This is a genomic window from Streptomyces sp. NPDC001796, assembly GCF_042892355.1.
Taxonomy (GTDB): domain Bacteria; phylum Actinomycetota; class Actinomycetes; order Streptomycetales; family Streptomycetaceae; genus Streptomyces.
On record NZ_JBIAUC010000003.1, the window covers coordinates 128,546 to 152,182 of the forward strand.

The window sequence follows — 23,637 nt, forward strand, 5'->3', positions numbered from 1 at the left end:
TGTCGTACCAGAAGAGGAAGTTCAGCGGCTGGTAGTAGACCGCCGCCATCGCCCTCTGGTGGGCGTTGGTCGTCTTGTCACGCGACTGGCCGTAGCAGATGGTGTAGTCCATCGGGCCGCCGATGTTGCGCGCGAAGGGCAGCGTCACGTTGTGGAGGGCGAGGACGACGGCCTCGAGGTCACCGACGCGGTCGACACGGGTCCGGCATGCCGGTGACGCGTCCGGTGCGGCAGCCGGGGGCGGCCCTCCACGCCCCCATACGATCACGGCCATGGGCGAGCATCGGTCCGCAGCGGAGCCTGGTCGGCAGCCCCGTCAGGGCGGATGGTCGCGACTGAGGTCCTCGCGCTTCGTGCCGGCCGTCGTGATCTCCCCCATCATCGCGGCCCTGGCCGGGCTCTTCGTCGGCGCCTACTGCTTCGCCATGGCCAATCCCGTACCGCATCGCATCCCCGTCGCGGTGACGGGAAAGTCGGTCAAGGGCGAACGGTTCGTCGGCGCGCTGGAGGCCGCGCTGCGCACCTCGCTGGTCCTCCACCCGTATGCCGACTACGACAGGGCCCTCGCCGCGGTCGACGCACAGCGGGAGTTCGCGATCCTGCAGCGCCATCCGGCCGGGGTCGAGGTCGACGTGGCGAGCGCGTCGGGCGCGTCGGTCGCCCGGGTCCTCAGCCGGAGTGCCCCGGCGGTGGGCCGGGCGCTGGGCGTCCCCGTCCAGGTCAGGGACGTCAAACCGCTTCCGGCCACCGACCCCCAGGGACTCGCGATCTTCTACATCGCCCTGGGGTCGACCATCCTCGGTTTCGTCGGTGCGATCCAGCTCGGAGTGCACGCCGCGGCACTGCGCCCCGCCGAACGGATCGCCGCCACCGCCGGCTACTCCGTGCTGGGCGGCCTGTCCATCTGCGCCATGACCGACTGGGTGCTCGGCGTGGTGCGGCTGCCGTTCTCCCAGTCGTGGGGAATCTGCGCCCTCACGATGTTCACCGCCGGCATGATCTTCACCGCGTTCCACACCTTCCTGGGCCGCTGGGCACTCCTGCCGACGTGGGTGCTGCTGGTCATCCTCGGCAATCCCTCCTCCGGGGGCGCGGTCGCCTGGCCGTTGCTCCCCCCGCTCCTGGGCTTTCTGGGGCGGTTCCTGCCCCCGGGCGCGTCGGTGAGTGCCCAGCGCAACGCCATCTACTTCCCTCACGACCAGCACGTCCAGCCCTATGTCGTGCTCGCCGCGTGGTGCCTGGCCGGCACGTCGGTCTTCCTTGCCCTGCACGCGCGCAACCCCGGCGGCCGGACGAGCGCACCGCCCACCGCGCCCGATGCGGGAAGCACGTGAGGAGCGGGCAACCAAACCGCCCTGTGGGTCGAAAAGGTGCGCGAGAGGTCGGCGGCTGCGGCGCCGCCCGAGGTCGGTTACGTTGATAAAGCCTGGTCAGAGCGTAGTGACAAGCCGTAACCCACCCGGGGACGCACCATGACCGGCCTGACCGTCGTCCTTCTGCTCGTGGTCCTGGCCACAGCCGTGGCGACCGGTGCGCGGCGCTGGAGCCTGCCGGCCCCCTCGCTGCTCGTCGTCGCCGGTCTTGTCGTCGGGCTGATGCCATGGGTTCCCGAGGTGCGCCTGCCTCCTCACACGATCAACGTGCTGGTGCTGCCGCCACTGCTCTTCGCCTCGGCCGGGGACATCTCCGTCCGCGACCTGCGCACCGTGTGGCGGCCCGTGACCGGCCTGGTCTTCGGCCTGGTACTCGCCTCGGCCATCGCCGTCGGGTACGTGGCCCGAGCGATCACCCCGCTGACCGCCGCGACCGCGTTCATCCTCGGCTCGGTCCTGGCCAGCACCGACCCCGTGGCCGTGACCGCGCTCGGCCGGCGCCTGTCCCTCCCCCCGCGCGTGCAGGCCATGGTGCAGGCGGAAAGCCTGTTCAACGACGCCACGTCCCTGGTCCTGTACAAGGTCGCCGTGGCCACCGCGGTCTCCGGCAGCGCCATCACCGTGTCCGGCACCGTCGAGCAGTTCCTGATCCTCGCGGGCGGAGGGGTCCTCATCGGCGCGGCGGTCGCCGCCGTGGTGGCCCTCATCCGCCGACGGACCGAGGACCCCATGCTGGACACCGTCATCGCGTTGGTCACTCCGTACGCCTCGTACGTCATCGCGGAGCAATCGCACACCTCGGGCGTGACCGCCGTCATCGTGTCCGGCGTCGTGCTCGGGAGCACCGGTCACAAGCTCAGCAACGCCCCCATCCGCCTCCAGGTCCACGCCGTCTACGACACCGTGGCCTTCCTGCTGGAGAGCGTCGTCTTCGCCCTCATCGGCCTGGAGCTCCCCTCCGCCGTCCGCCATCTCGCGCACGACGAGCGCGGCTGGCCGCTGTGGGTGCCGGTGATCGCCTTCACCGTGCTGGGGATCCGCCTGCTGTGGGTCTTCCCGCTGTCCGCCCTGATGCAGCACCGGCACAGTGAGGGCGAGGGTCGTCTCTCCTGGCGCGTTCCGGCCGTCCTGTCCTGGGCAGGCACCCGAGGTGTCATGCCGCTGGCCGCCACGCTCTCCATCCCCCTGACCACCGACGCAGGGGCGCCGCTGCCGCACCGGGCGCTCATCCTCACGCTCACCACCGGGACCGTCGTGCTCACTCTCGTCTTCCAGGGGTTCACCCTCGCCTCTGTCGTCCGCCGCTCCGGCATCGCTCTGGAACCGGAGCACACCGCCCGCGAGGAGGCCAGGACCCGCCGACACATCGCCCGCGCCGCTCTCGAAGAGCTCAAACAGCTCGGCGATCTGGATCAGCTCGCCGAACTGGGTGGCGCCGCCGAGGCCGCCCTGAAACAGGCACGTCGCCATCTGGAAGCGCGTATCCACCAGGTCGAAGACGCCGACTACAGCGACCCGGACGCCCGTCCTGCCGACGTCTACCGCGAGATACGGCGGACACTCATCGCGATCGAGGCGGCCGAGCTCCAGCGCCTCTACGAAGCCAACAAGATCAGCAACGCCACCCGGCGCCGGATCCAGCACGAACTCGACCTCGAGGAAGCCAGCCTCCGCGACCGCGGTTGACTGCCGGTCCCGGTGACCCGCTCCTGCGTGGCTGAGGACGTCCGGCCGGCCGGCGCCCGTCCCCCCGGCCGGCGCCGGCCACCGGTATGGACCCGTTGCGCTCGCAGGTAGTCGCGGCCGATGCCAGACTGACGACGTGGCCGTCATGTCACTCTCGGACGGCACGTTGCGGGCGCAGAGCGCATGCGCCCGCATCGTCGCCGTCTGCCCTCGGGCGGGCCTCGGCCCGCCGGTACGGGTGACATGGTGGGGAGGCCGGGTACGGCCGTGCGCAGTCTGGGAGGCGCCGGTGCCCGCTGGACGACCTGTCCTGTCGACGACGCCGCCGAGGGCCCCGCCGCCGAACGGCGCAGCCGTGCCCACGTGCGCTGCCGGGCCGACGACTCCGGACCCGGGACCTGTCCCGACCGGGACCTGGCCCCACCCGGGATCCGTCCCGACCCGGGACCTGTGGAAACCTGCCGGTCCAGGCCGCCCTCGGCTGAGGACCTGATCGGGCCTCGCCCCGGTGGGAAGGCCCAGGGAGGTCTCCCGCATGAAGACCTGCATACGGAACGCCGTCCTCGCTCTGACCGCGGTGTCGGTGGCCGTCGCGCTCGCGTCCTGCGGACAGGGCGGCGGGAACGCCGTCGGCGGCGGGAGCGGTCCCAGCATCGGCGTGCTGGTGCCGGATGCGGTCACGTCCCGCTGGGAGGCGAACGACAGGCCCCTGCTGGAGAAGAAGATCAAGGAGTTGTGCGGCGACTGCACGGTCGAACACGCCAACGCCCGAGGTGATGTGGCCACCCAGCAGCAGCAGGTCGACTCCATGATCACCAGAGGGGTCGATGCGCTGGTGCTCGTGGCGGTCGACGCCAGGGCGCTCAGTTCCGCGGTCGGGAAGGCGGCTCAGGCGGGTATCCCGGTGATCGCCTACGACCGCCTGTCCGAGGGCCCCATCTCGGGCTATGTCTCCTTCAACGGCCAGGAGGTCGGCAGGCTCCAGGGCAGGGCGCTCCTGCAGGCCATGCATGACAGAGGGCACGGTGACGAGATCGTCATGATCAACGGCGACCCCACCGACCCCAACGCCGTCGCGTTCAAGGAAGGAGCCCTGTCGGTGCTCAGAGGCAAGGTCAAGATCGGCAAAATGTTCGACACGCCCATGTGGCGGTCGGACCTGGCCAACATGAGCATGTCGGGAGCCATCGCCGACCTGGGCGCCGACCACATCGACGGCGTCTACTCCGCGAACGACGCCCTCGCCTCGGGCATCATCTCCTCCCTCAAAGCCAACAAGATCAGCCCGCTGCCCCCGGTCACCGGCCAGGACGCGGACCTCGGAGCAGTCCGGCGGATCGTCGGCGGCGAGCAGTACATGACTGTCTGGAAGCCGTTCCAGCCCGAGGCCGCCGCGGGCGCCGCCATGGCCGTGGCCGCCGCCCGTGGCGAGAGCCTCGACCGCGTCGCCACCGGCAAGGTGAGCAACCGCAGTGAGAAGGCGGTCCCGGCGGTCCTCCTCACCCCGGTGGCCGTGACCGCCCACAACATCAAGGACACCCTCGTGAAAGGCGGGGTCTACACGATCCAGCAGATCTGCATTCCCCGACTCAGGACGGCCTGCGACAAGGCCGGACTCACCGGATAGGCCGAACAGGCTGAACGTGCCGAACGGCGACTGAACCGGCCGGACGTGCCGAACGGCGGCTGAACCGGCCGAACAGGCCGAACGGGCGGCTTAACAGGCCGGACAGACCGGACAGGCCGGACAGGACGGACAGGCCGTGCACCACGGCCGGGCCCGGGAAGGAGATGGTTTCCGTGCCGGCTCAACCCCTGCTGGCACTGCACGGCGTCTGCAAGCGCTTCGGCGTCGTTCAGGTCCTCACCGACATCGAACTGGAGGTTCGCGCAGGCGAGGTCGTGGCGCTTCTGGGCGACAACGGGGCCGGCAAGTCCACACTGGTCAAGGTGATCTCCGGCGTCGCGCCCGCGGACACGGGCGTCATCGAGTGGGAGGGCCGGCCGGTGCAGATCAGGCGTCCCCACGACGCCCGGGGACTCGGCATCGCCACCGTCTACCAGGACCTCGCCCTGTGCGGGAACCTCGACGTCGTCGGCAACCTGTTCCTCGGGCGCGAAATCCGAAGGTTCGGATTCCTCGACGAAGTGGAGATGGAACGCTGCACCCGGGACCTGCTGAAGCGACTGGCGACCGGCCTGGCCGATCTGCGCTCCCCGGTCGTCTCCCTCTCCAGCGGCCAGCGGCAGATGGTCGCCATCGCGCGCTCGCTCCTCGGCGACCCGCGGCTCCTCCTCCTGGACGAGCCGACGGCCTCCCTCGGCATCCAGCAGACCGCCGAGGTCCTGGAACTCGTCGACCATCTGCGTGACCGCGGCATGGCAGTGCTGCTCATCAGTCACAACATGGCCGACGTCAAAGCTCTCGCAGACCGGGCCGCCGTGCTGCGGCTGGGCCGCAACAACGGCTTCTTCAACGTGAACACCGCGTCTCAGGAAGAGATCATTTCCTCCATCACCGGGGCCACGGAGAACGTCCCCCATCGGGTGGCCCACCGGGAGGTGGAGTGGTGAAAGAGAGCCGCAAGAGGGCAGCCGACACGCGGGACGCCCCCGCCGCCCCCCGCCAGCCGCAGACCGGGCGGAAGATCGTCCCTGTCCTCGCGGGCTGGGCCGCTGCGTCCCGGCGCAGGTTCATCGCCGGTGAACTGGGCTCGCTCCCGGTCATCCTCGTGCTCGCCGCGGTGTGGATCGTCTTCCAGTTGCTCAACCCCAACTTCCTCTCACCTCGGAACCTGTCCAACCTCAGTGTCGACATCGTCGGTACGGGCCTGATCGCGGTCGGCATTGTCTTCGTACTGCTGATCGGTGAGCTCGACCTGTCGGTCGGCTCGACCAGCGGCCTCGCGGCGGCCGTCTTCGCCGTACTGAACGTCAACAACGGCATGCCCGAATGGCTCGCCGTCATCCTCGCCGTCCTCACGGGCACCGCGGCGGGGACCATCCAGGGATTCTCCGTCGCCCGGACCCGCGTGCCCGCGTTCGTGGTCACGCTGGCGGGACTGCTCACCTGGAACGGCGTCATGCTCTACATCCTCGGCAGCACCGGCACCATCGACCTCAACGAGAACGGTTTCGTCGCCCGGCTGACCAGCTACTACTTCGGCAACCACAGCGTCGCCTACGGTCTGGCGGCGTTCGGCGCCGGCCTGCTCTTCCTCATCTCCTACCGGGACAGGCGACGCCGGCGCGCTCTCGACCTGCCGCACCGTTCGCTCGGCGAGATCGGGGTGCGCACGGGAGCACTCGCGGTGGTCGCGTTCGGCGCCGCCTACGTACTGAACCGGTTCCAGGGCCTGCCGCTGGCCCTCCTGATCTTCCTCGTCATCACGGCAGGCCTGGACGTCCTGCTGCGCGGCACGCGCTACGGACGGCAGGTCTACGCACTCGGCGGCGGCATCGAGGCGGCCCGCCGCGCCAGTCTGAGCGTGGTCTGGATACAGACCGCGGTGCTGGCGGTCTCGGGCACGATGGCCGCGATCGGCGGCCTGTTCCTCGCCTCACGGATCACCTCCGTGAGCCAGTCCTCCGGCTCGGGCGTCCTGCTGCTCAACGCCATCGCGGCCGCGGTCATCGGCGGCACCAGCCTGTTCGGCGGACGCGGCACCACCTGGTCCGCAGTGCTCGGCGCGCTGATCATCCAGTCGATCTCCTCGGGCATGGCGATCACGGGCATCCCGGTCGCCCTCCAGTTCGTGATCACCGGCGGGGTGCTGTTCGCGGCGGCGGTCATCGACGCGCTGTCACGACGGTCGCAGGAGGCGCATGGCCGGGCGTGAGGGGCGAGCGACGGGCGGCAACCCCCACCTCGGACAACGAACACCCGTCTGGTCGAATCCCGGACGAGCCGGTGGCATCGCTCATGCCGGCCGACGACCCGAATCCGAGCCGGCTGCGGGCATGGGCCGGGCCCGCCCTACCCCCGCCGCTCCGCTCCTGCGGGCCAGACCACCCGCACGGGGACTCCCGCGCGACGGGCCTCCATGACCATGTCCGCCGTTCCACCGCCCCGGCCTTCGGGCTCGGTGCCGTCCCAGACCGCGACCAGCGTGTCGGCCCGCGCTATCAGCTCAGCGTTGGCAGCCTGGTAGGCGGGTGGGCCGGCCTCGGCGAAGGGCATGACGAGGACCTCCGACGCGGCGGCCACCAGGCGGTCGAAGAGCGCCGCCTGCCGGGGCCTCACCTTCGCCGTGCGGTAGTCCCGCGACGGCAGTACGACGACCAGGGCCCCGCCCGCGTCGAGCACGGCCTCGGCGAACACGGTGTCCGCGCCGGCGGCCAGGCATGACACGCCGATCAGAGTGTCGTCGCGCCCCGTCCCGCCCAGCAGTTCGTCCAGCGCGGCGCGGACCCGCTCGACGGTCGTCTCCGTGAGATCCATGTGTCCGGTGACGGCGACTGTCGGCATGGTCACCTCCTCCCGGTCGTCCAATGTGCCGCATGATGTCACAGAGGCGAGCAACCGGCAGTGCGAGCCCGGTGACCGCGCAACTGCACCGCGGTCACCGCCGCATCACCAGAGCCGCCGAGCCCAAGACGTACGACAGGGCGAAGATGGCGGGCACCCACTGCTCGATGTGAGACAAGGGCAGGTATCTACGCCAGTCGCGGCCCTCGCCGAGCATGACCCACTCGGCACGGGAGTACGCGAAGGCCGGCAGACGCTCCTCGAGCATGCCGATCACCCGGTACTTGGCTGCGTTGAGCTGGCGGTATGACCGGACCATGGCCCACCAGGCCGCACACTGGGCCAGCAGAATCACCAGACCTGCGGCGATCCCCCAGCGCGACAGGGTGGACAGTCCGTGGCTCGCGAGGGCCGCGACGGCCGCGACCGCCGCGGTGTTGACCGACAGGAAGAAGGTGTTGGCCAGGTTGCGGCGGGCGCTCACCCTGTCGGCCATCTCCACACAGAGCTTGTACTGCTCGAGTATCGCCTCCTGGTACTTCTCGGAGGCCGTCGCGTAGTCGGACGGGGAGACGTCGGCGTTCCAGAGCAGGTCCTGACGATCGGTCACTTTGCCATTCTGCATGCCGGGAGCCCTTCTCGCAGGCGCTGCACGGCATCCGTGGGCCGGCCCGGATGCCGGCACCGCTGTCACGGTCCCGCCCGCGTCCGCCAGGGCGGCACTGCTACAAGGAGTGCAGCACCGTCCAGCCCAGAAAACCCAGCCCTGCGAGCGGAACGCCGAGCACGGTGACGAAGAGCGGCACCTGGCGGCGTGTTGGGCGCATGTGGGTGGGAAGCCGCAGTTCGACGCCTGGCCAGGGGACGCCAAGGCGCTCGTACACCGGTCGCAACCCGTAGACGAAGCGCGACTCGATGACGCGTTGGAAGTTGCCGGGTGACCGAGGGGTGTCGAAGCGCACGAAGTGGGGTGTCCAGTCCTCGTCGAAGTAGACGGCGCCGCGGATTCGCGCGTTGTACTTCACCAGTCGCGCACCGGCGGGATGGTCGGGAAGCGAGGCGGGGAACAGGGCGGCGGCGTCCCGCCGGAAGGACTGGTAGTCCTCCTGCCGCAGGGGGACCAGCAGCACCAGCCGTGACGGGGGGACCAGGGCGACGGCCTGGGCCAGTTCCCAGCGCAGTGCCGCTCCCCGTCCCGCGCCCATGAGCACCAACCCGCGGTCACCGGCCTTCGCCATGAGCTGCAGCACCGTGTCCTGCCAGTCGTGCTGGTCCAGGTACAGGCGCCTCGCCCCGACCTCGGGCAGTCGCTCTCCGGGCCGGCCGACCGCCACCATCGGTCCGAACGGGCGCAGCGCGACCCTCAGTTGCTCTTCCTCCGTACGCAGGGCCTGACCGAAGACGCGCTCGTCTCCGAGAGTGCCGCGCAGATTCGCTCCGGGCTGGATGCTGCCCAGCGCCGGATCGTCGGTGAAGGTTCGCAGGTACAGGACGAAGGGCGGGCCGTCCAGCACCTCCTGGGCCGTGGTGATCGGACTCAGGTGCCGCTTCCCCTGGCGCACCAAGTACCTGGCCACCAGCAGGATCGCCAGGCCGATCAGGCCCAGCGCGAAGCCGACCAGCGGCGACCAGACCGGCTTGCTCCCGCCTGGCCGCGTCGCGGCGAAGCAGACGAACTCGAAGGCCGCCCCGACCGGCAGCAGTACCCAGCCGACTGCCAGTAGCGTCACGCCGAGCACACGCGACTGACCGCGTGGTGTGCTCACCATCTGCTCGCCCACCACTCCCCGTCCCCCGGTTCCGGACGTAGCACGACAGTCCAAGTGTCCCACGCACTCGACGCGTTGGTCAGACCTGCCGGAAGTTTCCGGCTCCCGATGCCCGCGCAACAGTGTGCCGCAGGGCATCGGGTCGGATCACCGGCTCCGGGTCATGCGGGAGTGCCGCCCGAGTAGTCGCTGCTGAAGGTGGTCTCTATGGTCGTGGCCACCGGCTCCGCCACCCCGGTACCCGTGAGGATGAGGCCCAGCTCGCGGTTGTTGTTCAGTGAGTTGCTGCTGATGTTCATGGAACCCGCCTCCACCTTCTGGGTGGACAGACCGTAGTCGGCGACCATCGCCTTGGCGTGGATGTAGAAGCCGTTGGGGTCGGAGTAGCCGACGACGGTGCCGCCCGCCGCCTTGATGGCGGACACCTCGCTGGAGTAACTGGACGGGCTCTCCAGGACCACCCGCACGGCCACCCCCGCCTTCGCCCGCGCCACGATGGCGTTGACCACCGTGCTGTCGCTGAGCTCCAGCTCTTCGACGTCGAGCTTCGCGGTGGCGCCGTTGATGACGGACAGCAGGCGATTGCGGGAGTCGGTGGGGGACCAGAGCAGATGGTCGCCGTCGGTCGGGGTGATCGAGGTGCCGCTGTAGTCGGCGTTGAAGACCTTTTCGATCGAGGCGACATCGCGACTGTCGTCGTCGAACACGCCGTAGTCACGACTGGTCGTGTAGTACTGGGAGGTGAGGTTGCCGGTCAGGATCAGCGACTTGACGTCGTCCACCGTGATGGTCTTCTGGTGGGTGTAGACGAAGGTGGACGGCGACCACACCACTCCCACGCCCGCGCTCTTCAAGGCGTTGTAAGCCGAGCCGTTCGCGCTCTGGTGCTGGCGGTCCAGGACGACCCGCACAGTGACGCCCTTGTTCTCCAGGGCTATGAGGTCGTTGACCGCCGTGGTGTCCTCCAGCTCGTACATGGTCATGTCGAGCGAGGTGGTGGCCGAGTTGATGAAGTCGTAGATGGTGGGCTGGCTGCCGCTCTGCGAGAAGGCGAACGCGGAGTAGCTCGCGGCGTTCGCGGGGAGGGCGGTGGCGAGCACGGCGGCGCCGGCCGCCAAGGCGACACCTGCACGGCCGAGGACCTTCCACAGCATGCGTGACTCCTGGTCGAGTTGACGTACGGAGCGGGGGGTGGGCGCGTGCATGACACCACGCGCGTAGAAGCCGTGGAAGGGCAGCGCGGTGAACTTGGTGTGACCGGCAGGCCGTACGTGCGGACAAAGTGGACTCGGAGCAGGTGGGGGGCAGTGTGAGCGATCCCCTCGAAAGCGCAAAACTTTCGTATGCAACGGCCCTGAGCGTTACCGGCCTTCTCACCGGAGGCCGGCCCGGCAGGTCATTCGTGCGCGCGGCCCACGTCAGTTGGTCCTGCGCACATAGCCCGGGTTGTCCGGCGTGGACACATCGCGGTCCCGGCGCACGATGCTCAGCCGGTCGCCGTAGCCCGCGAGGGCTTTGCGCAGGCCGCTGTCCGTGTACTCGACGTCGAGGACGTGGTTGTCGAAGGCCTTCGCATACGCGTCGCACTCGTCGTACTGCCCGCACTCCTCCGTCACCGCGAAGCCGAGGCCGGTCCGCTTGCGCTGCCCGGCCAGATCGAGGGTGTTCTTCTGGCCGATGGCCAGATGGCGGGCGTGCGCGTGGGCCGACAGGAGGGTGATGAAGGCGGTGGCGTCCTGCGCGCTCAACAGGTTGCCGGAGCGGGTGTAGCTGTCGTAGTTGTCCGGCTCGACCGCGTCGAAGCCCTTGGCGGCGCAGCCGTCGATCCACTGGTTGATCCGCGTCGCCACCCGGGCGCGCTTGGCCGCCGTACCGATGTCGAGCAGTGCCTCGTTCCAGTCCTGGTCGATGACCACCTCGCCGCTGTCGTCCCGCAGCAGCAGATCGGCGGGCCATGTCTTCTCGTCACCGGGCTGGGCCTGGAAGGCGTTGACGTAACAGATGTTGTAGAGGCCCGGCGCGGGGGACGCCGTACGGTCGCGGCTGACGACGCGGACTCCGCGCGGCGGGGGATAGGCGCCCCCGATCTGGTAGTCGAAGCCGGCGTGCGGCGGTGGGAGCCTGACCGTGGTGGGAGCGGGCTGTTGCGAGGCGGACGCCTGCGACGGGATCTGCCCTGGGCTCGCGTCCGAAGGGTCCTCCGTGTCGGCCTTGGTGCCGCAGCCGGCGACCGCCAGCAGGGCCACCACAGCGGCGGCCGCTCCGACACGGGCCACACGCATGACGGACATGTCCGCTCCATCCATCGCGAGTACCACCCCGCCTCGGACGCTGTCGCGGTCCTGGCGACTCGGGCCGGACTCGGACCGTGTCCGCTACCGGCCGGGCGCACCTCTGAGGTACCGGGGCAACGGCCCGGCACGCGCATGATCAAAGCGTCCGACGGCGGCCCGAGTCAAGGCGTCGTGATCACTGGGCCCTGTGCCTTTTCTGCTCTCGGCGCGCTCCACCGCCCCTGTCTGCGCGAGCTCTTGCCCACTGACCCGTGAACACCGACTACGTCCCCCAGATCCCCCGATAGGCCTCCCGATACCCCACCGGATCCCAGGACGTGGCCCCTCCGGTGTTCTGCGCCGTGGCCACATGCACCGGCGCCACATACCCGCTCGCCGGAGACCTCGCGAACGCCCGGTTGAACTCGTCCACGATCTGCCAGCCCTGTTGTGTGAGCGGTTCCGGGACCGTCGCCGCCTGGTAGCCACCGCTGTTGATGCGCTGGAACGCGGACGGATCCCCGTCTCCCGCGCCGATGTTGAAGGGGGGACCCGAGCCCTTCTTTCCCGCGGCGCGCAGGGCGGGGGCGGCGTCGGCGAAGTAGAGGTCGTTGATGGCCGCCGAACAGGTCCAGCGGTCGCCCAGGCGGGAGGTCAGCGAAGAGACCTCCTGGGGGACGCGGCTGCTCGCGTCCGGGAGCGGGATGTTCTCGTAGGACAGGAGCCGCACGCCACCGCACGTGGCCAGTTCCTCTCTGATCGATTCCGCCTTGTGTTTCGCGAACGGGATCGAGTCGTCGGTGAACAGGACGGCGCCCGCCCGGCCGCCGGAGTGCGCGATGATCCAGTCGGCCGTGATCCTCGCGACGTCCCCCACGCGTGTGGTGATGTTCGTGAACAGCTTCGGGTTCTCGCTGGGGCCGGGCCTGTCGACCGCGTGCCAGCCGATCAGCGGGATGCCCTCCGCGTTCGCCCTCGAGACCTGCTGCGCCGTGGACTTCGGGTCGAAGCCGCCCAGCACGATGCCCGACGGCTTGAGCGCGACGGCCTGGCTGAGCGCCGCCTGGATGCCGGCCGGTGTGCCGCCCCCGTCGATCACCTCGAACTTCCATCCGATGGCCTTCGCGGCCTCCCGCGCGCCGTTCGCCGTGCCGGCCACACCCGGGTTGGTCATCGTCTGCGCGACATAGACGATGGTCCGGCCGCGTTCCGCTCTGGGGCCGGTCGTGGGACCGTTCCAGGCGGTGTGGGGCTGCTCCGCCTGGCGTACGGCCGACTGCGCCCGGGCGAACGCAGCCGGGCAGCCGGACGTCGACGGCTCGGCGGAGGTCCCGGTGCCCGGCCGCGAGCCGTGTCCGCAGCCGACGGCGAGGACGACGACGGCGGCCAGGGCCGCGGTCCCGGCGGCGGTTGTGCGGTTCACGTGCACATTTTCCCGCTGTGAGCCACGGCGAAGGGGCCGCGGAGGGTCTTCGTCCACCTCAAGGGTTCCTCGGAGGGCCTTCGCCGGTCGTCGGCGCGGGGCGGCCGTCCGCCGTGGCCGCGCGTGCGCGGCGGCGCGCCGCATACCCCGCGAGACCGACCGCGAGCAGCAGGGTGCCACCGTCGAACAGCGGCGTGACCCAGAAGTCCGCGCCGAGCTGCTGGATGCCGGCCAGGCCGATCGCCAGCACCGCGACGGCGACGAGGGTTCCCGCGGCGTTGGCGCGGCCCGGCCTGATGGCGGTCGAGCCGAGGAGCGCGCCGACGAAGGCCGGGAGCAGGTAGTCCATGCCCACGCTCGGGTTGCCCAGCTGCTGTTGAGCCGCCAGGAGGACTCCGGCGAGGCCTACCACCAGGCCGGAGGCGGTGAAGGCGTAGACGCCGTAGCGGCGGGTGGGGATACCGACCAGGTCGGCGGCGCGCGGGTTGGAGCCGATGACGTAGAGGTACCGGCCGAGCGGCAGACGCTCCAGCAGCAGCCAGAGCAGAACGGCCAGTGCCAGGACGTAGAAGGCGGGGAGGGGCAGGCCGAGGAACGTGGCGTCGTAGAGGTCGGTGAACGCGGGCGGCAGGCCCGCCGGGCCGGGGACGATCCGTGCGCCGCCGGTGATCCAGCCGGTGACCCCGTACATCACCGTGCCCGTGCCGAGGGTGGCGATGAAGGAGTTGATGCGGGCGAACTCGACCAGCAGGCCGTTGCAGACGCCGACGACACCGCCGCCGGCGATGACGGCCAGGCAGGCCGCCGGCCAGGGCCAGCCGCCGGCCACCAGCAGCTGCAGGACCATCACATGGGCGAGGCCGAGGCCGTACCCGATGGACAGGTCGAACCGGCCGGTGGCGATGGGGACCGTCGCCCCGAGCGCGAGGATCGCCGGCACCGACTGGTTGGACAGGATGGAGGAGACGTTGTCCAGCGTCGGGAACGTGCCCGGGAGGGCGAGGGAGAAGACGAGGAACAGCAGGGCGGTCAGGAACAGCAGGCCGTACGCGCCGATGACGTGGCCCCGGGCACGGAGCGGGCGCCACCGTGGCGGGCGGGACGGTCCGTGTGGGGACCGCGGGGCGGCGCCGGTCATCCCTCCGTCGCCGTCCCGGTGATGCCCGGCATGGCCGAGGCCGTGCGGGTCAGTTCCGGGACCGTGAGGGCCGCGCCGGTCAACTCGGCCGCCACGGTCCCGCGGGCGAACACCAGGGCGCGGTGACACACGTCGGCGACCTCCTCGAAGTCCGTGGAGCACAGCAGCACCGCCGCCCCGGCGGCCAGCGCCTCATCGAGCAGGCGGTGGATCGCCGCCTTGGCGCCGACGTCGATGCCGGCGGTCGGCTCCTCGAGGATCAGCAGGCGCCGGCCGAGCCCGAGCCACCGGCCCACCATGACCTTCTGCTGGTTGCCGCCGGACAGGGTGTCGATACGTGCCTCGGTGTCGCGGGGGCGCACCCCGTACCGGTCGAGCAGGGACAGGGCCGTGGTGCGCTCGCGTGGCGGGCCGATCCAGCGGGGCGCGCGCGGGCCTTGCGCCCGGGGGTTGGCCAGGAGGTTCTCGCGGACGGTGAGGTCGTGCAGGCAGCCCTCCTCCTGCCGGTCGTCGGTGACGAAACCGACCCCGGCAGCGACGGCGTCGGCGACCGTCCGAGGGTGGTAGGGACGGCCGTCCAGCAGGACCCGTCCGCCGGTGATCGTCCCCGACCCGGCGAGCGCCCGCCCCAGAGCCATGTGGCCGGCGCCGGTCAGTCCGACCATGCCCAGCAGCTCACCGGAGCGCAGCCGCAGGCTGACCGGCCCCGCGGTCTCGGTGCGGACGTCCTCCAGGCGGAGCACGATCGGTCGAGGAGCGATGGAGGTCGTGGGCCGGGGGGCGGCCCGTCCGGAGGCGGGAGCCGTCGTGGGCGGTTGTACGGCCGGTCCGGGTGCGGGAGCCGTCGCGGGCCGGTGGGCCACCACCGGGCCATGGCCCACGATGTCGTGCACCAGCCGGGCCGGGGGATGGTCCGCGAGGCGGCCCCGGCTGACGACGCGGCCGTCGCGCAGTACGGCGAAGCGGTCGGCGACCTGGTACACCTCGTCGATCCGGTGGCTGACGTACACGACGCCGTGGCCGCGGTCGCGCAGGGCGTGCAGTACGTCGAACAGGCGGGCGCAGTCGGTCGCGGGCAGGCTCGCCGTGGGCTCGTCGAGCACGATCAGCGGGGCCCGGGTGGCGAGCGCGCGGGCGATCGCGACCAGTGAACGCTCGGCCCGGCCGAGGTCGGCGACCCGGGCGCTCGGGGCCGGGTGGCCGGCGACGGTCTCCAGGGCCTCCACGCACCGCTCCCGCATACGGCTGAAGGAGATCAGGCCCAGGCGGCGCGGGTAACCGGTGCCCAGGGCGATGTTCTCCGCGACGGTCATCCACCCGACGAGCCCGAGGTCCTGATGGATGAAGGACATGGCACGCGCGGCGGCCTGCGTGCCGAGCGGGTGCCCGGCCACCGTCACCTCTCCCTCGTCGGCGCGGTGGACCTGGGCGAGCACCTTGATGAGGGTGGACTTGCCGGCGCCGTTGGGACCCAGCAGTGCGAGGACGCTGCCCCGGTGGACGTCCAGGTCGACCGAGTCCAGCGCGAGCGTGCCGCCGAACCGCTTGCCGAGCCCCCGGATGCGCAGCAGGGGCTCCGCACCGCTGTCGTTCGCGGCGAAGTCCGGGACGTCATGCGAGGCCAGCGAGGTCCCCCCAGTCCATGTCCGTCGGCACCGCCTCCGGCAGAGCGCCGGACGGCGCCTGAAGGGCGCACTCCGCCCAGATGACCTTGCCCTCGTCGGTGTAGCGCGTGCCCCAGGACTGGGCCAGCTGCGCCACGAGGAACAGGCCCCGGCCGCCCTCGTCGTAGGTGGCCGCGTGGCGCAGGTGCGGCGCTGTGCTGCTGGTGTCCGCGACCTCGCAGATCAGGGTGCGGTCGTGGATCAGGCGTACGTGGATGGGACCGCTGCCGTAGCGGACGGCGTTGGTGACCAGTTCGCTCAGCAGCAGTTCCGCGGTGAACGACACCTCGTCCAGGCCCCAGTCGGCCAGGCGGCGGCCGACGGCGGCTCGGACGTCCTTGACGCGGGCCGGGTCCGCGGGCAGCGACCAGTCGGCGACCCGGCCGGGGTCCAGCGCGTGGGTGCGGGCGACCAGCAGCGCGATGTCGTCGTCGGGGTGCTCCGGCGCCACGGCGCTGAGGATCTCGCGGCAGGTGTCGTCCGGCGCGCGGTCCGGGTGGGCGAGCACCCGGCGCAGCAGCTCGAAGGAGGCGTCCAGGTCCCGCCCGCGGTCCTCGACGAGCCCGTCGGTGTACAGGACGAGTTCGCTGCCCTCGGGGAGGGGGATCTCGGTGGACTCGAACGGCAGGCCGCCGAGGCCCAGGGGAGGCCCGGCGGGCAGGTCGGGGAAGGTCACGCTGCCGTCGGGGTGCACCAGCGCGGGCGGCAGATGGCCCGCGCGCGCCATGGTGGCCCGCTGCGAGGTGGGGTCGTAGACGGCGTACAGGCAGGTCGCGCCGATGATGCCGGTGGTGCCGCAGGCCGTCTCGTCCCGGTCCAAGCGCCCCACCAGGTTGTCGAGGTGGGTGAGCACCTCGTCGGGGCAGAGGTCGAGTTCGGCGTAGTTGCGCGCGGCCGTGCGCAGCCGGCCCATGGTGACCGCGGCGTGCAGGCCGTGGCCCACCACGTCGCCGACGATCAGCGCGACCCGGGTGCCGGAGAGGGGGATGACGTCGAACCAGTCCCCGCCGACCTCCCATTCGGCGGGCTGGTAGCGGTGCGCGATCTCCAGGGCGTTCTGCTCCGGCAGCCGGTTCGGCAGCAGGCTGCGCTGCAGCGCCAGGACCATGGTGTGCTCGCGGGTGTAGCGGCGGGCGTTGTCGATGCAGATCGCTGCGCGTGTGGCGAGTTCCTGGGCCAGGGAGCGGTCGTCGTCGTCGAAGGGCGACGGGGACTCGCAACGGTAGAAGCTGGCGATGCCCAGGACGACGCCGCGGGCGAGGAGGGGGACGGCGATCAGGGAGTGGACGCCCATGGAGACCAGTCGTTCGGTGTGGGCGGGCTCCTGGGAGAGCCAGCCGGTGGAGACCCTCAGATCGGGTACCAGCACGGCCTGCTCGCGGTCCAGGCACCGGGACTGCGGCGTCGCGGGTCGCGGGTCGATCCGCTCGCCGACCGGGTAGAAGGGGAGGCCGTCACGGGTGCCGTGCATCACCGCGCGCACCATGCCGGTGCGCGGGTCGGCCGCCTCCTCGCCGCGCAGGACCGCCTCGGGCAGGTCGATGGCGACGTGGTCCGCAAGACGCGGTACGGCCATCTCGGCCAGTTCGAGAGCCGTGCGGCGCACGTCCAGGGTGGTGCCGATACGGGCGCTCGCCTCGGACAGCAGCTCCAGACGTCGGCGCGCCGCGACGGCGTACCTTCCCACGCCGGGCTCCCCGACGAGGACCAGCGGGCCGTCGGTAGGGGTCGGGACGGGTGCGCCGCCGCCGGACCGCTCGGGCGTACGGACGGTGATGGGCGGAGCCGTGGTCACCTGGCCGGGCGGCACACCGGGAAGGTGCCGGGGCACCGGAATGACGGGCGTGTCCGGCGTGGCGAGGTCGCGCGGTTCGCCGGGGCGGCCGGGCAGGGTGAGCAGTGGCTGCGGCCCGTCCTCGTGCAGGACCGCCTCGACGGCGACGCCCTCGGTGCCGCCGGGGCCGGTCACCACCTGGCTCACCAGGGTGACCCGCCGGCCGTCGCAGAGGGCCACCTCGACCGCGCCGCGCTGGGCGGCGGAGATCAGCTCCGCGGCCTTCTCCTTGACGATCATCCGGTCGCGCCCGTTGAGCTCGCTCAGGGCCGGCTCGTCCATGCCGATCCGCGCGGCGTCGAGCAGCCGCGCGCCGACCGTGGCGCCGCGCCGGGCATCGAGGTATGCCTGGAGCAGGTCACGCTCGCGCGCCGAACTCTGTTCCAGCAGCCGGCGCTCGATCGCGTGGGCGGCCTGGACGATCAGGTTGTCCATGACCGGGCCGGCGTCGGTGCGGGGGCAGCCGAAGGACAGGACGCCCTCGATGCGTCCGCTGAGCAGATCCCGGATCGGGATGGCCGAACAGGCGTTGCCCTGCGACCGCTCGGCGAAGTGCTCCGCGCCGTACAGTCGGCACAGCCGCCGCTCCGCCAGGGCGAGGCCGATGCCGTTCGTGCCTGCGACGTGCTCGGCGAACACGAACCCGGGGACGACCTGGAACGGCGGCAGCCTGCGCGCCAGCGACGGTTGCCCGAAGCGGCGCGCGAGCACCGTTCCCTCCCCGTCGGCAAGCCCGATGTTCACCCGGCTGCCGGCGAACCGGTTCTGCAGCCAGTCGAGCACCGGGTCGGCCGCACGGACGAGCCGTACGTCCGTGTCGACGTCCGGCCGGTAGGGAAGCTCGGCCTGATCGGGGGAGAGGCCCAGCAGCACGGAGCGCTGCCAGGAGTTGCGGATCATGCTCCGTACGCAGCTGTCCACGGTCCCGCCCTGCAGGAACCGCTCGCGAACCTGGGCGAGGTCGATGCCGTTGTCCACGACCATGTGCATCACTCCCCTCGCCGGCTCGCCGCTGGGCTGCTCCGCCGCTCTCGTTGGGGGAACGGTTGGATGCCGTACGTAATTTTAGAACTTATATTGGCGAAAGAGACGAATTGCTCATTCCCATCATTTCGCCGTCCGGGAGATCGGTCCGCCCCTTGATGCCCGCGTCGGCATCACCCTCGATGTCCGAGATGCGTACGGGCCCTCCCGTCTCCACCGACCGTATGGCCGCGAGCGCGATCACCAGGGCCGCGCGGGCGTCCTCGCCCGTGACCGACGGGGTGCCGGCGGTGCGGACACTGTCGGCGAAGTCGGCCAGCTCCGCGATGTACGCGTCGTGGAAGAGGTCCTGGTCGTAGGCCACGCACTCGGCGGCGATGCCGTCCGGTCCGTACGCCGTCAGGTGGGTGCGGCGAAGGTCGCCCGTCGTCAGCATGCCCGCGGAGCCGAGGACCTCGCCGCGCACGTCGTAGCCGTAGACGGCCTGGAAACTCGCCTCCGCGGTGGCGAGGGCGCCGTCGCCGAAGCGGATCGTGACCATGGCCGTGTCCAGCAGGCCGCGGTCCTTGAAGTCGGGACGGATCAGGGCGTCGGCCCACGCGAACACCTCCACGGGCTCGGCGCCCGGGTTGAGGAACCGCAGGGTGTCGAAGTCGTGGATGAGGGTCTCGAGGAAGATCGTCCACGGCGGGATACGCGCCGGATCGGCCAGCTTCGGGTCGCGGGTGAGCGAGCGCAGCAGCTGCGGGGTGCCGATGGCGCCCGCGGCGATCTTCTCGTGGGCGGCGCGGAAGCCGGGGTCGTAGCGGCGGTTGAAGCCCACCTGGAGCACTGTGCCAGCCTCGGCGGCGGCCGCGACGGCACGGTCGGCCTCCGCGAGCGTGACCGCCATCGGCTTCTCGCAGTACACCGCCTTGCCCGCGCGCGCCGCGGCCTCGACCAGACCGGCGTGGGTGCGGGCCGGGGTGGCGATCACCACCGCGTCGACCGCCGGGTCCGCGAGCAGCTCACCGATCTCGGTGTGTGCGGTGGGGCAGCCGAGCCGGTCGGCCAGGCGCCGTGCCGCGCCCGGGGCCGGGTCGGCGACGGCGGCGAGGCGGACGCCGGGCAGCCGGTGGGCGAGGGTCTCGGCATGGAAGGAGCCCATACGTCCGGCGCCGACGAGGGCGATGGCGAGGGGCTGGTGGGTGGTCATCGGGTTCTCCGTACGGTCGCGGGTGCCTGTTGCGTGTGTGGACGGCCGTTGCGTTCGCGGGTGGTTGCGTTCGCGGACGGGTGCTGCCTTCGCGGGGGCCGTGCCTCCGCGTGTGGCCCTTGCTCAGAGGGTGAACGCGGAGCGGAAGCGCTCCAGGGCGCGGTCGCCGTCGTCGTCGGAGGCCCAGGCCTCCAGGGCGACCGTGCCGTCGTAGCCGAGGTCCGCCAGGGCGCGGGCGACGGCCGGGTAGTTGATCTCGCCGGTGCCGGGCTCCCGGCGGCCGGGCACGTCCGCCACCTGGATCTCGCCGATCAGGCCAAGCCCGTGCGCCTCGCGGAGGAGTCCGATGAGGTTCCCCTCGCCGATCTGGGCGTGGTACAGGTCCAGGTTCATCCGCAGGCCGGGGCGGTCCACGGCCGCGACCAGGGCGAGGGTGTCGGCGGCTGTCGCGAACGGTACGCCCGGGTGGTCGACCGCCGTGTTCAGGTTCTCCAGGGTGAAGGTGACCCCGGCGCTCTCGCCCAGCTCGGCCAGGCGGGTCAGGGTGCGGTGGGCCGCGATCCACATCGGGCCGGTGGCCGCGCCGGTCACCGGCACCACCGGCAGGCCCTCGGCGTCCAGCCCGGTGCCGTGCAGGTTCAGCCGGGGGCACCCCAGGTGCTCGGCCGCCCTGACCGACTCCTCGGCGGTGCGCAGCAGTTCGGCGGCGCCCGCCTCGTCGGTGAGGCTGCCGCGGATGTACCCGGTCATGGACGAGAACGTGGCCGGGGTACGCGCGAGCGCGTCGAGGTCGTGCCGGGTCCAGTCCCAGATCTCGACCTGGAAGCCGGCGGAGTGAATGCGCCGCGCACGCTCGTGGATCGGCAGTTCCCGGAAGACCATCTCGGCACAGACCGCCAGTGTGTACATGGCTGCACGCCTTCTTTCACGCTTTCGTGGCCGCTCGGAACCAGAACGTTCGAGTTACTAGAACGTTCTAGTGAGGTCGGCAGCAGTAGGCCAGTCGCCGTCCCCTCCTGTCAAGCGCTCGCACCCCCACTGGACTAGAACGTTGCAGTACCCTCGGACCGGCTACGATTCCGGCCGGGAAGCACACCGGGACCGGCTCGAACAGGGAGGGAAGCCGTGCCGACGACCCCCGCGGCCGGGGAGGGAAAACGGCCGACCCTCGCCGACGTCGCGGCACGGGCGGGCGTGTCCGTCGCCCTGGTCTCCATCGTCATGCGCGGGGCCAAGGGCGCAGGCGCCGCCACCCGCGAACGCGTGCTCAGGGCCGCCGAGGAGATCGGCTATCGGCCCGACACCCGGGCCCGCTTGCTGCGCAGCAGCCGTTCGCGCCTGCTCGGCGTGCAGTTCGGGCTGCGCGAGCCGTTCCACACCGACCTGGTGGAGGGCATCTACGCCGCCGCGGAGCCCGCCGGCTACCAGGTGGCCCTCAGCGCGGTCGCGCCCTCCCGCGGCGAGCGGCAGGCGGTGGAGGCGCTGCTCGCCGACCGGTGCGAAGCCCTGGTCCTGCTCGGCCCCGAGATGCCCGTCGCCCGGCTGGCGGACCTCGCGACCCAGGTCCCCGTGGTCTCGGTGGCCCGTCGGCTGCGGTCGGCCCCGCCCGGCGTCGACGTCGTGCGCACCGCCGACGACGAGGGCGCCCGCCAGGCCGTCGACCACCTGGTCGCGCTGGGCCACCGCGCCATCGTGCACATCGACGGCGGCCGGGCGCCCGGTGCCGCCGACCGCCGCCGCGGCTACCGCACCGCGATGAACCGCCACGGCCTCCAGGACCACGTACGCCTGCTGACCGGCGGGCTCACCGAGGAGGCCGGCGCCCGGGCCGCACGCGCCCTGCTCGCCGAAGCGCCCCGGCCGACCGCGGTGCTGGCCTTCAACGACCGTTGCGCCATGGGTGTCCTCGACGCCTTCCTGCGGGCCGGTGTCGGCGTCCCCGACGAGGTGTCCGTGGTCGGCTTCGACGACACCCGCCTGGCCCGCCTCGCCCACATCGACCTCACCACCGTGGCCCAGGACATCCCCCGCCTGGCCGAACTCGCCGTCGGCCGCACCATCGCCCGGCTGGAAGGGGAGACGGACAGCGAAACGGCCCCGGGCAAAGAGGCCGTCATCGCCCCGCGCCTGGTCGTCCGGGGCACCACGGCGGCGCTCCGAGAGCACTGACGGCCGCCCTGCGCGCACCAGCGCGCTCGCGCCACGCCGGCGGGCGGCAGCGGGCGGACGCCCCTAGGCTGGCCCGCGGAACCTCGGGACCTGCGGCTCGGTGGGAGTCAGCCCATGACACGTGCGTGTACGCGATGGCGCAGGGGGGCCGTGGCCGCCGTGGCGGCGGGGATGCTCGTCGTGCCGGCCGCGGGCGGTACCGCGTTCGGAGCGGCCCGGTCGCCTGTCACGGGCGTCACCGCCGCCGGACCGCCCACGCCGTCGGCCTCGGGTGAGGTCCGAGACCTCACCCCCGCCGTGACGCGGCAACTCGACGCGGCCGTTCGGCGGGTCATGCGGGAGGCGCACGTGCCCGGCGTGACCGTGGGGCTGTGGACACCCCACCAGGGCAGCTACGTCCGGTCGTTCGGCGTCGCCGACCAGAGCAGCGGGCGGCGGATGTCGCCGGACCTTTACCTGCGGATCGGCAGCGAGACCAAGACGTTCACCGTGACCGCGCTGCTCCAGCTGGTCGACCGGGGCAGGGTGGGCCTGGACGACCCGATCGGGAAGTACGTCGGCGGCGTACCGAACGGCGACAGGATCACCCTGCGCCAACTGGCCGGCATGCGCAGCGGGTTGTTCAACTACTCGCAGGACCCGGACTTCTTCAAGGCGCTGACGTCCGATCCGCGACGGGCCTTCACGCCACGGCAGTTGCTCGACTACGCCTTCAGGCATCCTGTGCTGTTTCCGCCCGGGCAGAAGTTCGACTACTCCAACACCAACACCGTCCTGCTGGGCCTGGTCGTCGAGAAGGCCGGCGGCCAGCCGCTCGCGGACTTCATCCGGAGGAACGTCCTAGGACCGGCCGGCCTCCACCACACGCTGTTCCCGCTCGACGCCGGCTTTCCGATCCCGCACGCGCGGGGGTACACGGACCAGACCGCGAGCGGGAAGGTCGAGGACGCCACCGACTGGAACCCCTCCTGGGCATGGGCGGCCGGCGCGATGATCTCCGATCTGCGGGACCTGCGGGTGTGGGCGCGGACGGTGGCCACCGGCATGCTCCCGGGCGGCGGCACCCTGATCAGCCCGGCCCTGCAGAGACAACGGCTCACCGCACCCCCGACCCCCGTCCCGGGTGCCGGATACGGCCTGGGCGTCTTCGATGTCCACGGCTGGATCGGGCACAACGGTTCACTGCCGGGCTACCAGTCCCTCACCGTCCACCTCCCGTCGGCGCGGACGACCCTCGTGGTGCTGCTGAACACCGACATCGGCCATGCCGGCCAGGAACCCAGCACGCTCTTCGGCGAAGCGATCACGAAGCTCGTCACGCCCGGGCACGTCTTCGGCCTGCCCGCCCAACCGGCAGGCAGGTGAGGACGGCGACCTTGGTCCCAACCCGGTAGTTCGACGACCGTCGCGCCCCGTGCGCGGGGCGGGACCCGTCCGCACGTCCGCACATCTCACGTCCGCAGTCCCGAACGTCTGTGCGTCGCCGCGCCTGCGCCGCGCAGACCCCCGCGACCTGCCGTGCGCCGTCGTGTGCGGCCCGCGCTCCGGTGGCTCGCCGTCGCCGGTCGTCCCACGGGACGTTTCCCGTATCCCTGGCACAACGGGACGGAATCCCCGGCCGTCGGCACGGAAACGCTGGGCGACATGAGATCACGCAGACC

18 protein-coding genes are annotated in these 23,637 nt (G+C 71.5%); 7 read left to right on the forward strand and 11 right to left on the reverse strand.

Annotation, left to right across the window (positions count from 1 at the left end; all coding sequences use genetic code 11):
* Positions 1-272 precede the first annotated feature (272 nt).
* From ACFYZE_RS07275 to ACFYZE_RS07295, 5 genes are all read left to right on the forward strand, one after another.
* Positions 273-1,334, forward strand: coding sequence for an ABC transporter permease (locus ACFYZE_RS07275; RefSeq protein ID WP_388989771.1), 1,062 nt, complete (start codon positions 273-275; stop codon positions 1,332-1,334).
* A 138-nt stretch (positions 1,335-1,472) separates the two neighbouring features.
* Positions 1,473-3,059, forward strand: a complete 1,587-nt coding sequence (locus ACFYZE_RS07280; RefSeq protein ID WP_388989773.1) for a Na+/H+ antiporter — start codon at positions 1,473-1,475, stop codon at positions 3,057-3,059.
* Positions 3,060-3,594: 535 nt separating this feature from the next.
* Positions 3,595-4,686: a sugar ABC transporter substrate-binding protein gene (locus ACFYZE_RS07285; RefSeq protein WP_388989775.1), complete on the forward strand. Its 1,092-nt coding sequence runs from the start codon at positions 3,595-3,597 to the stop codon at positions 4,684-4,686.
* Positions 4,687-4,850: 164 nt separating this feature from the next.
* Entirely contained in the window at positions 4,851-5,633 is a 783-nt protein-coding gene (locus ACFYZE_RS07290; protein WP_388989777.1) for an ATP-binding cassette domain-containing protein, read from the forward strand.
* Positions 5,627-6,898 carry a sugar ABC transporter permease gene (locus tag ACFYZE_RS07295; RefSeq protein ID WP_388989779.1) on the forward strand — a complete coding sequence of 424 codons (1,272 nt, stop codon included), beginning with the start codon at positions 5,627-5,629 and terminating at the stop codon, positions 6,896-6,898. The genes ACFYZE_RS07290 and ACFYZE_RS07295 overlap by 7 nt, the downstream gene beginning before the upstream one ends.
* A gap of 137 nt (positions 6,899-7,035) precedes the next feature.
* On the opposite strand, the gene ACFYZE_RS07300 is transcribed toward ACFYZE_RS07295, so the two are convergent.
* The 11 genes from ACFYZE_RS07300 to ACFYZE_RS07350 form a co-directional block, all read right to left on the reverse strand.
* Positions 7,036-7,527, reverse strand: a complete 492-nt coding sequence (locus tag ACFYZE_RS07300) for a hypothetical protein (RefSeq protein WP_388989781.1) — start codon at positions 7,525-7,527, stop codon at positions 7,036-7,038.
* 94 nt (positions 7,528-7,621) lie between these two features.
* On the reverse strand, positions 7,622-8,137 hold the full coding sequence (locus ACFYZE_RS07305) for a hypothetical protein (RefSeq protein ID WP_388989783.1): 516 nt from the start codon (positions 8,135-8,137) through the stop codon (positions 7,622-7,624).
* A gap of 115 nt (positions 8,138-8,252) precedes the next feature.
* Positions 8,253-9,257 carry a hypothetical protein gene (locus tag ACFYZE_RS07310; protein WP_388989785.1) on the reverse strand — a complete coding sequence of 335 codons (1,005 nt, stop codon included), beginning with the start codon at positions 9,255-9,257 and terminating at the stop codon, positions 8,253-8,255.
* A 200-nt stretch (positions 9,258-9,457) separates the two neighbouring features.
* A complete protein-coding gene (locus ACFYZE_RS07315) occupies positions 9,458-10,450 on the reverse strand; it encodes a phospholipase D-like domain-containing protein (RefSeq protein ID WP_388989787.1) in 993 nt (330 codons plus the stop codon).
* A gap of 264 nt (positions 10,451-10,714) precedes the next feature.
* Entirely contained in the window at positions 10,715-11,587 is an 873-nt protein-coding gene (locus ACFYZE_RS07320; protein ID WP_388989789.1) for an endo alpha-1,4 polygalactosaminidase, read from the reverse strand.
* A gap of 265 nt (positions 11,588-11,852) precedes the next feature.
* Positions 11,853-12,998, reverse strand: a complete 1,146-nt coding sequence (locus ACFYZE_RS07325; RefSeq protein ID WP_388989790.1) for a substrate-binding domain-containing protein — start codon at positions 12,996-12,998, stop codon at positions 11,853-11,855.
* 52 nt (positions 12,999-13,050) lie between these two features.
* Positions 13,051-14,130 carry an ABC transporter permease gene (locus tag ACFYZE_RS07330; RefSeq protein ID WP_388989792.1) on the reverse strand — a complete coding sequence of 360 codons (1,080 nt, stop codon included), beginning with the start codon at positions 14,128-14,130 and terminating at the stop codon, positions 13,051-13,053.
* On the reverse strand, positions 14,127-15,755 hold the full coding sequence (locus ACFYZE_RS07335; protein ID WP_388990561.1) for a sugar ABC transporter ATP-binding protein: 1,629 nt from the start codon (positions 15,753-15,755) through the stop codon (positions 14,127-14,129). Before ACFYZE_RS07335 ends, ACFYZE_RS07330 begins: the two co-directional genes overlap by 4 nt.
* Positions 15,742-18,612, reverse strand: a complete 2,871-nt coding sequence (locus ACFYZE_RS07340) for a SpoIIE family protein phosphatase (RefSeq protein WP_388989794.1) — start codon at positions 18,610-18,612, stop codon at positions 15,742-15,744. The genes ACFYZE_RS07335 and ACFYZE_RS07340 overlap by 14 nt, the downstream gene beginning before the upstream one ends.
* Before the next feature lie 88 nt (positions 18,613-18,700).
* The gene (locus ACFYZE_RS07345) at positions 18,701-19,807 is read right to left on the reverse strand and encodes a Gfo/Idh/MocA family oxidoreductase (RefSeq protein WP_388989796.1); all 1,107 of its coding nucleotides are present in this window, start codon (positions 19,805-19,807) and stop codon (positions 18,701-18,703) included.
* A 123-nt stretch (positions 19,808-19,930) separates the two neighbouring features.
* Positions 19,931-20,716, reverse strand: a complete 786-nt coding sequence (locus ACFYZE_RS07350) for a TIM barrel protein (protein WP_388989798.1) — start codon at positions 20,714-20,716, stop codon at positions 19,931-19,933.
* 216 nt (positions 20,717-20,932) lie between these two features.
* Here ACFYZE_RS07350 and ACFYZE_RS07355 point away from each other — a divergent pair, with 216 nt between their 5' ends.
* Positions 20,933-21,976 carry a LacI family DNA-binding transcriptional regulator gene (locus ACFYZE_RS07355; protein WP_388989800.1) on the forward strand — a complete coding sequence of 348 codons (1,044 nt, stop codon included), beginning with the start codon at positions 20,933-20,935 and terminating at the stop codon, positions 21,974-21,976.
* A 114-nt stretch (positions 21,977-22,090) separates the two neighbouring features.
* Entirely contained in the window at positions 22,091-23,341 is a 1,251-nt protein-coding gene (locus tag ACFYZE_RS07360) for a serine hydrolase domain-containing protein (RefSeq protein ID WP_388989802.1), read from the forward strand.
* Positions 23,342-23,637: the final 296 nt, after the last annotated feature.

Coding starts and splice junctions, on each gene's coding strand:
- ACFYZE_RS07350 (WP_388989798.1), bottom strand. CDS start 20,716: ATGTACACACTGGCGGTCTGTGCCGAGATGGTCTTCCGGGAACTGCCG.
- ACFYZE_RS07345 (WP_388989796.1), bottom strand. CDS start 19,807: ATGACCACCCACCAGCCCCTCGCCATCGCCCTCGTCGGCGCCGGACGT.
- ACFYZE_RS07280 (WP_388989773.1), top strand. CDS start 1,473: ATGACCGGCCTGACCGTCGTCCTTCTGCTCGTGGTCCTGGCCACAGCC.
- ACFYZE_RS07320 (WP_388989789.1), bottom strand. CDS start 11,587: ATGTCCGTCATGCGTGTGGCCCGTGTCGGAGCGGCCGCCGCTGTGGTG.
- ACFYZE_RS07360 (WP_388989802.1), top strand. CDS start 22,091: ATGACACGTGCGTGTACGCGATGGCGCAGGGGGGCCGTGGCCGCCGTG.
- ACFYZE_RS07315 (WP_388989787.1), bottom strand. CDS start 10,450: ATGCTGTGGAAGGTCCTCGGCCGTGCAGGTGTCGCCTTGGCGGCCGGC.
- ACFYZE_RS07340 (WP_388989794.1), bottom strand. CDS start 18,612: ATGGTCGTGGACAACGGCATCGACCTCGCCCAGGTTCGCGAGCGGTTC.
- ACFYZE_RS07285 (WP_388989775.1), top strand. CDS start 3,595: ATGAAGACCTGCATACGGAACGCCGTCCTCGCTCTGACCGCGGTGTCG.
- ACFYZE_RS07330 (WP_388989792.1), bottom strand. CDS start 14,130: ATGACCGGCGCCGCCCCGCGGTCCCCACACGGACCGTCCCGCCCGCCA.
- ACFYZE_RS07275 (WP_388989771.1), top strand. CDS start 273: ATGGGCGAGCATCGGTCCGCAGCGGAGCCTGGTCGGCAGCCCCGTCAG.
- ACFYZE_RS07290 (WP_388989777.1), top strand. CDS start 4,851: ATGGTTTCCGTGCCGGCTCAACCCCTGCTGGCACTGCACGGCGTCTGC.
- ACFYZE_RS07300 (WP_388989781.1), bottom strand. CDS start 7,527: ATGCCGACAGTCGCCGTCACCGGACACATGGATCTCACGGAGACGACC.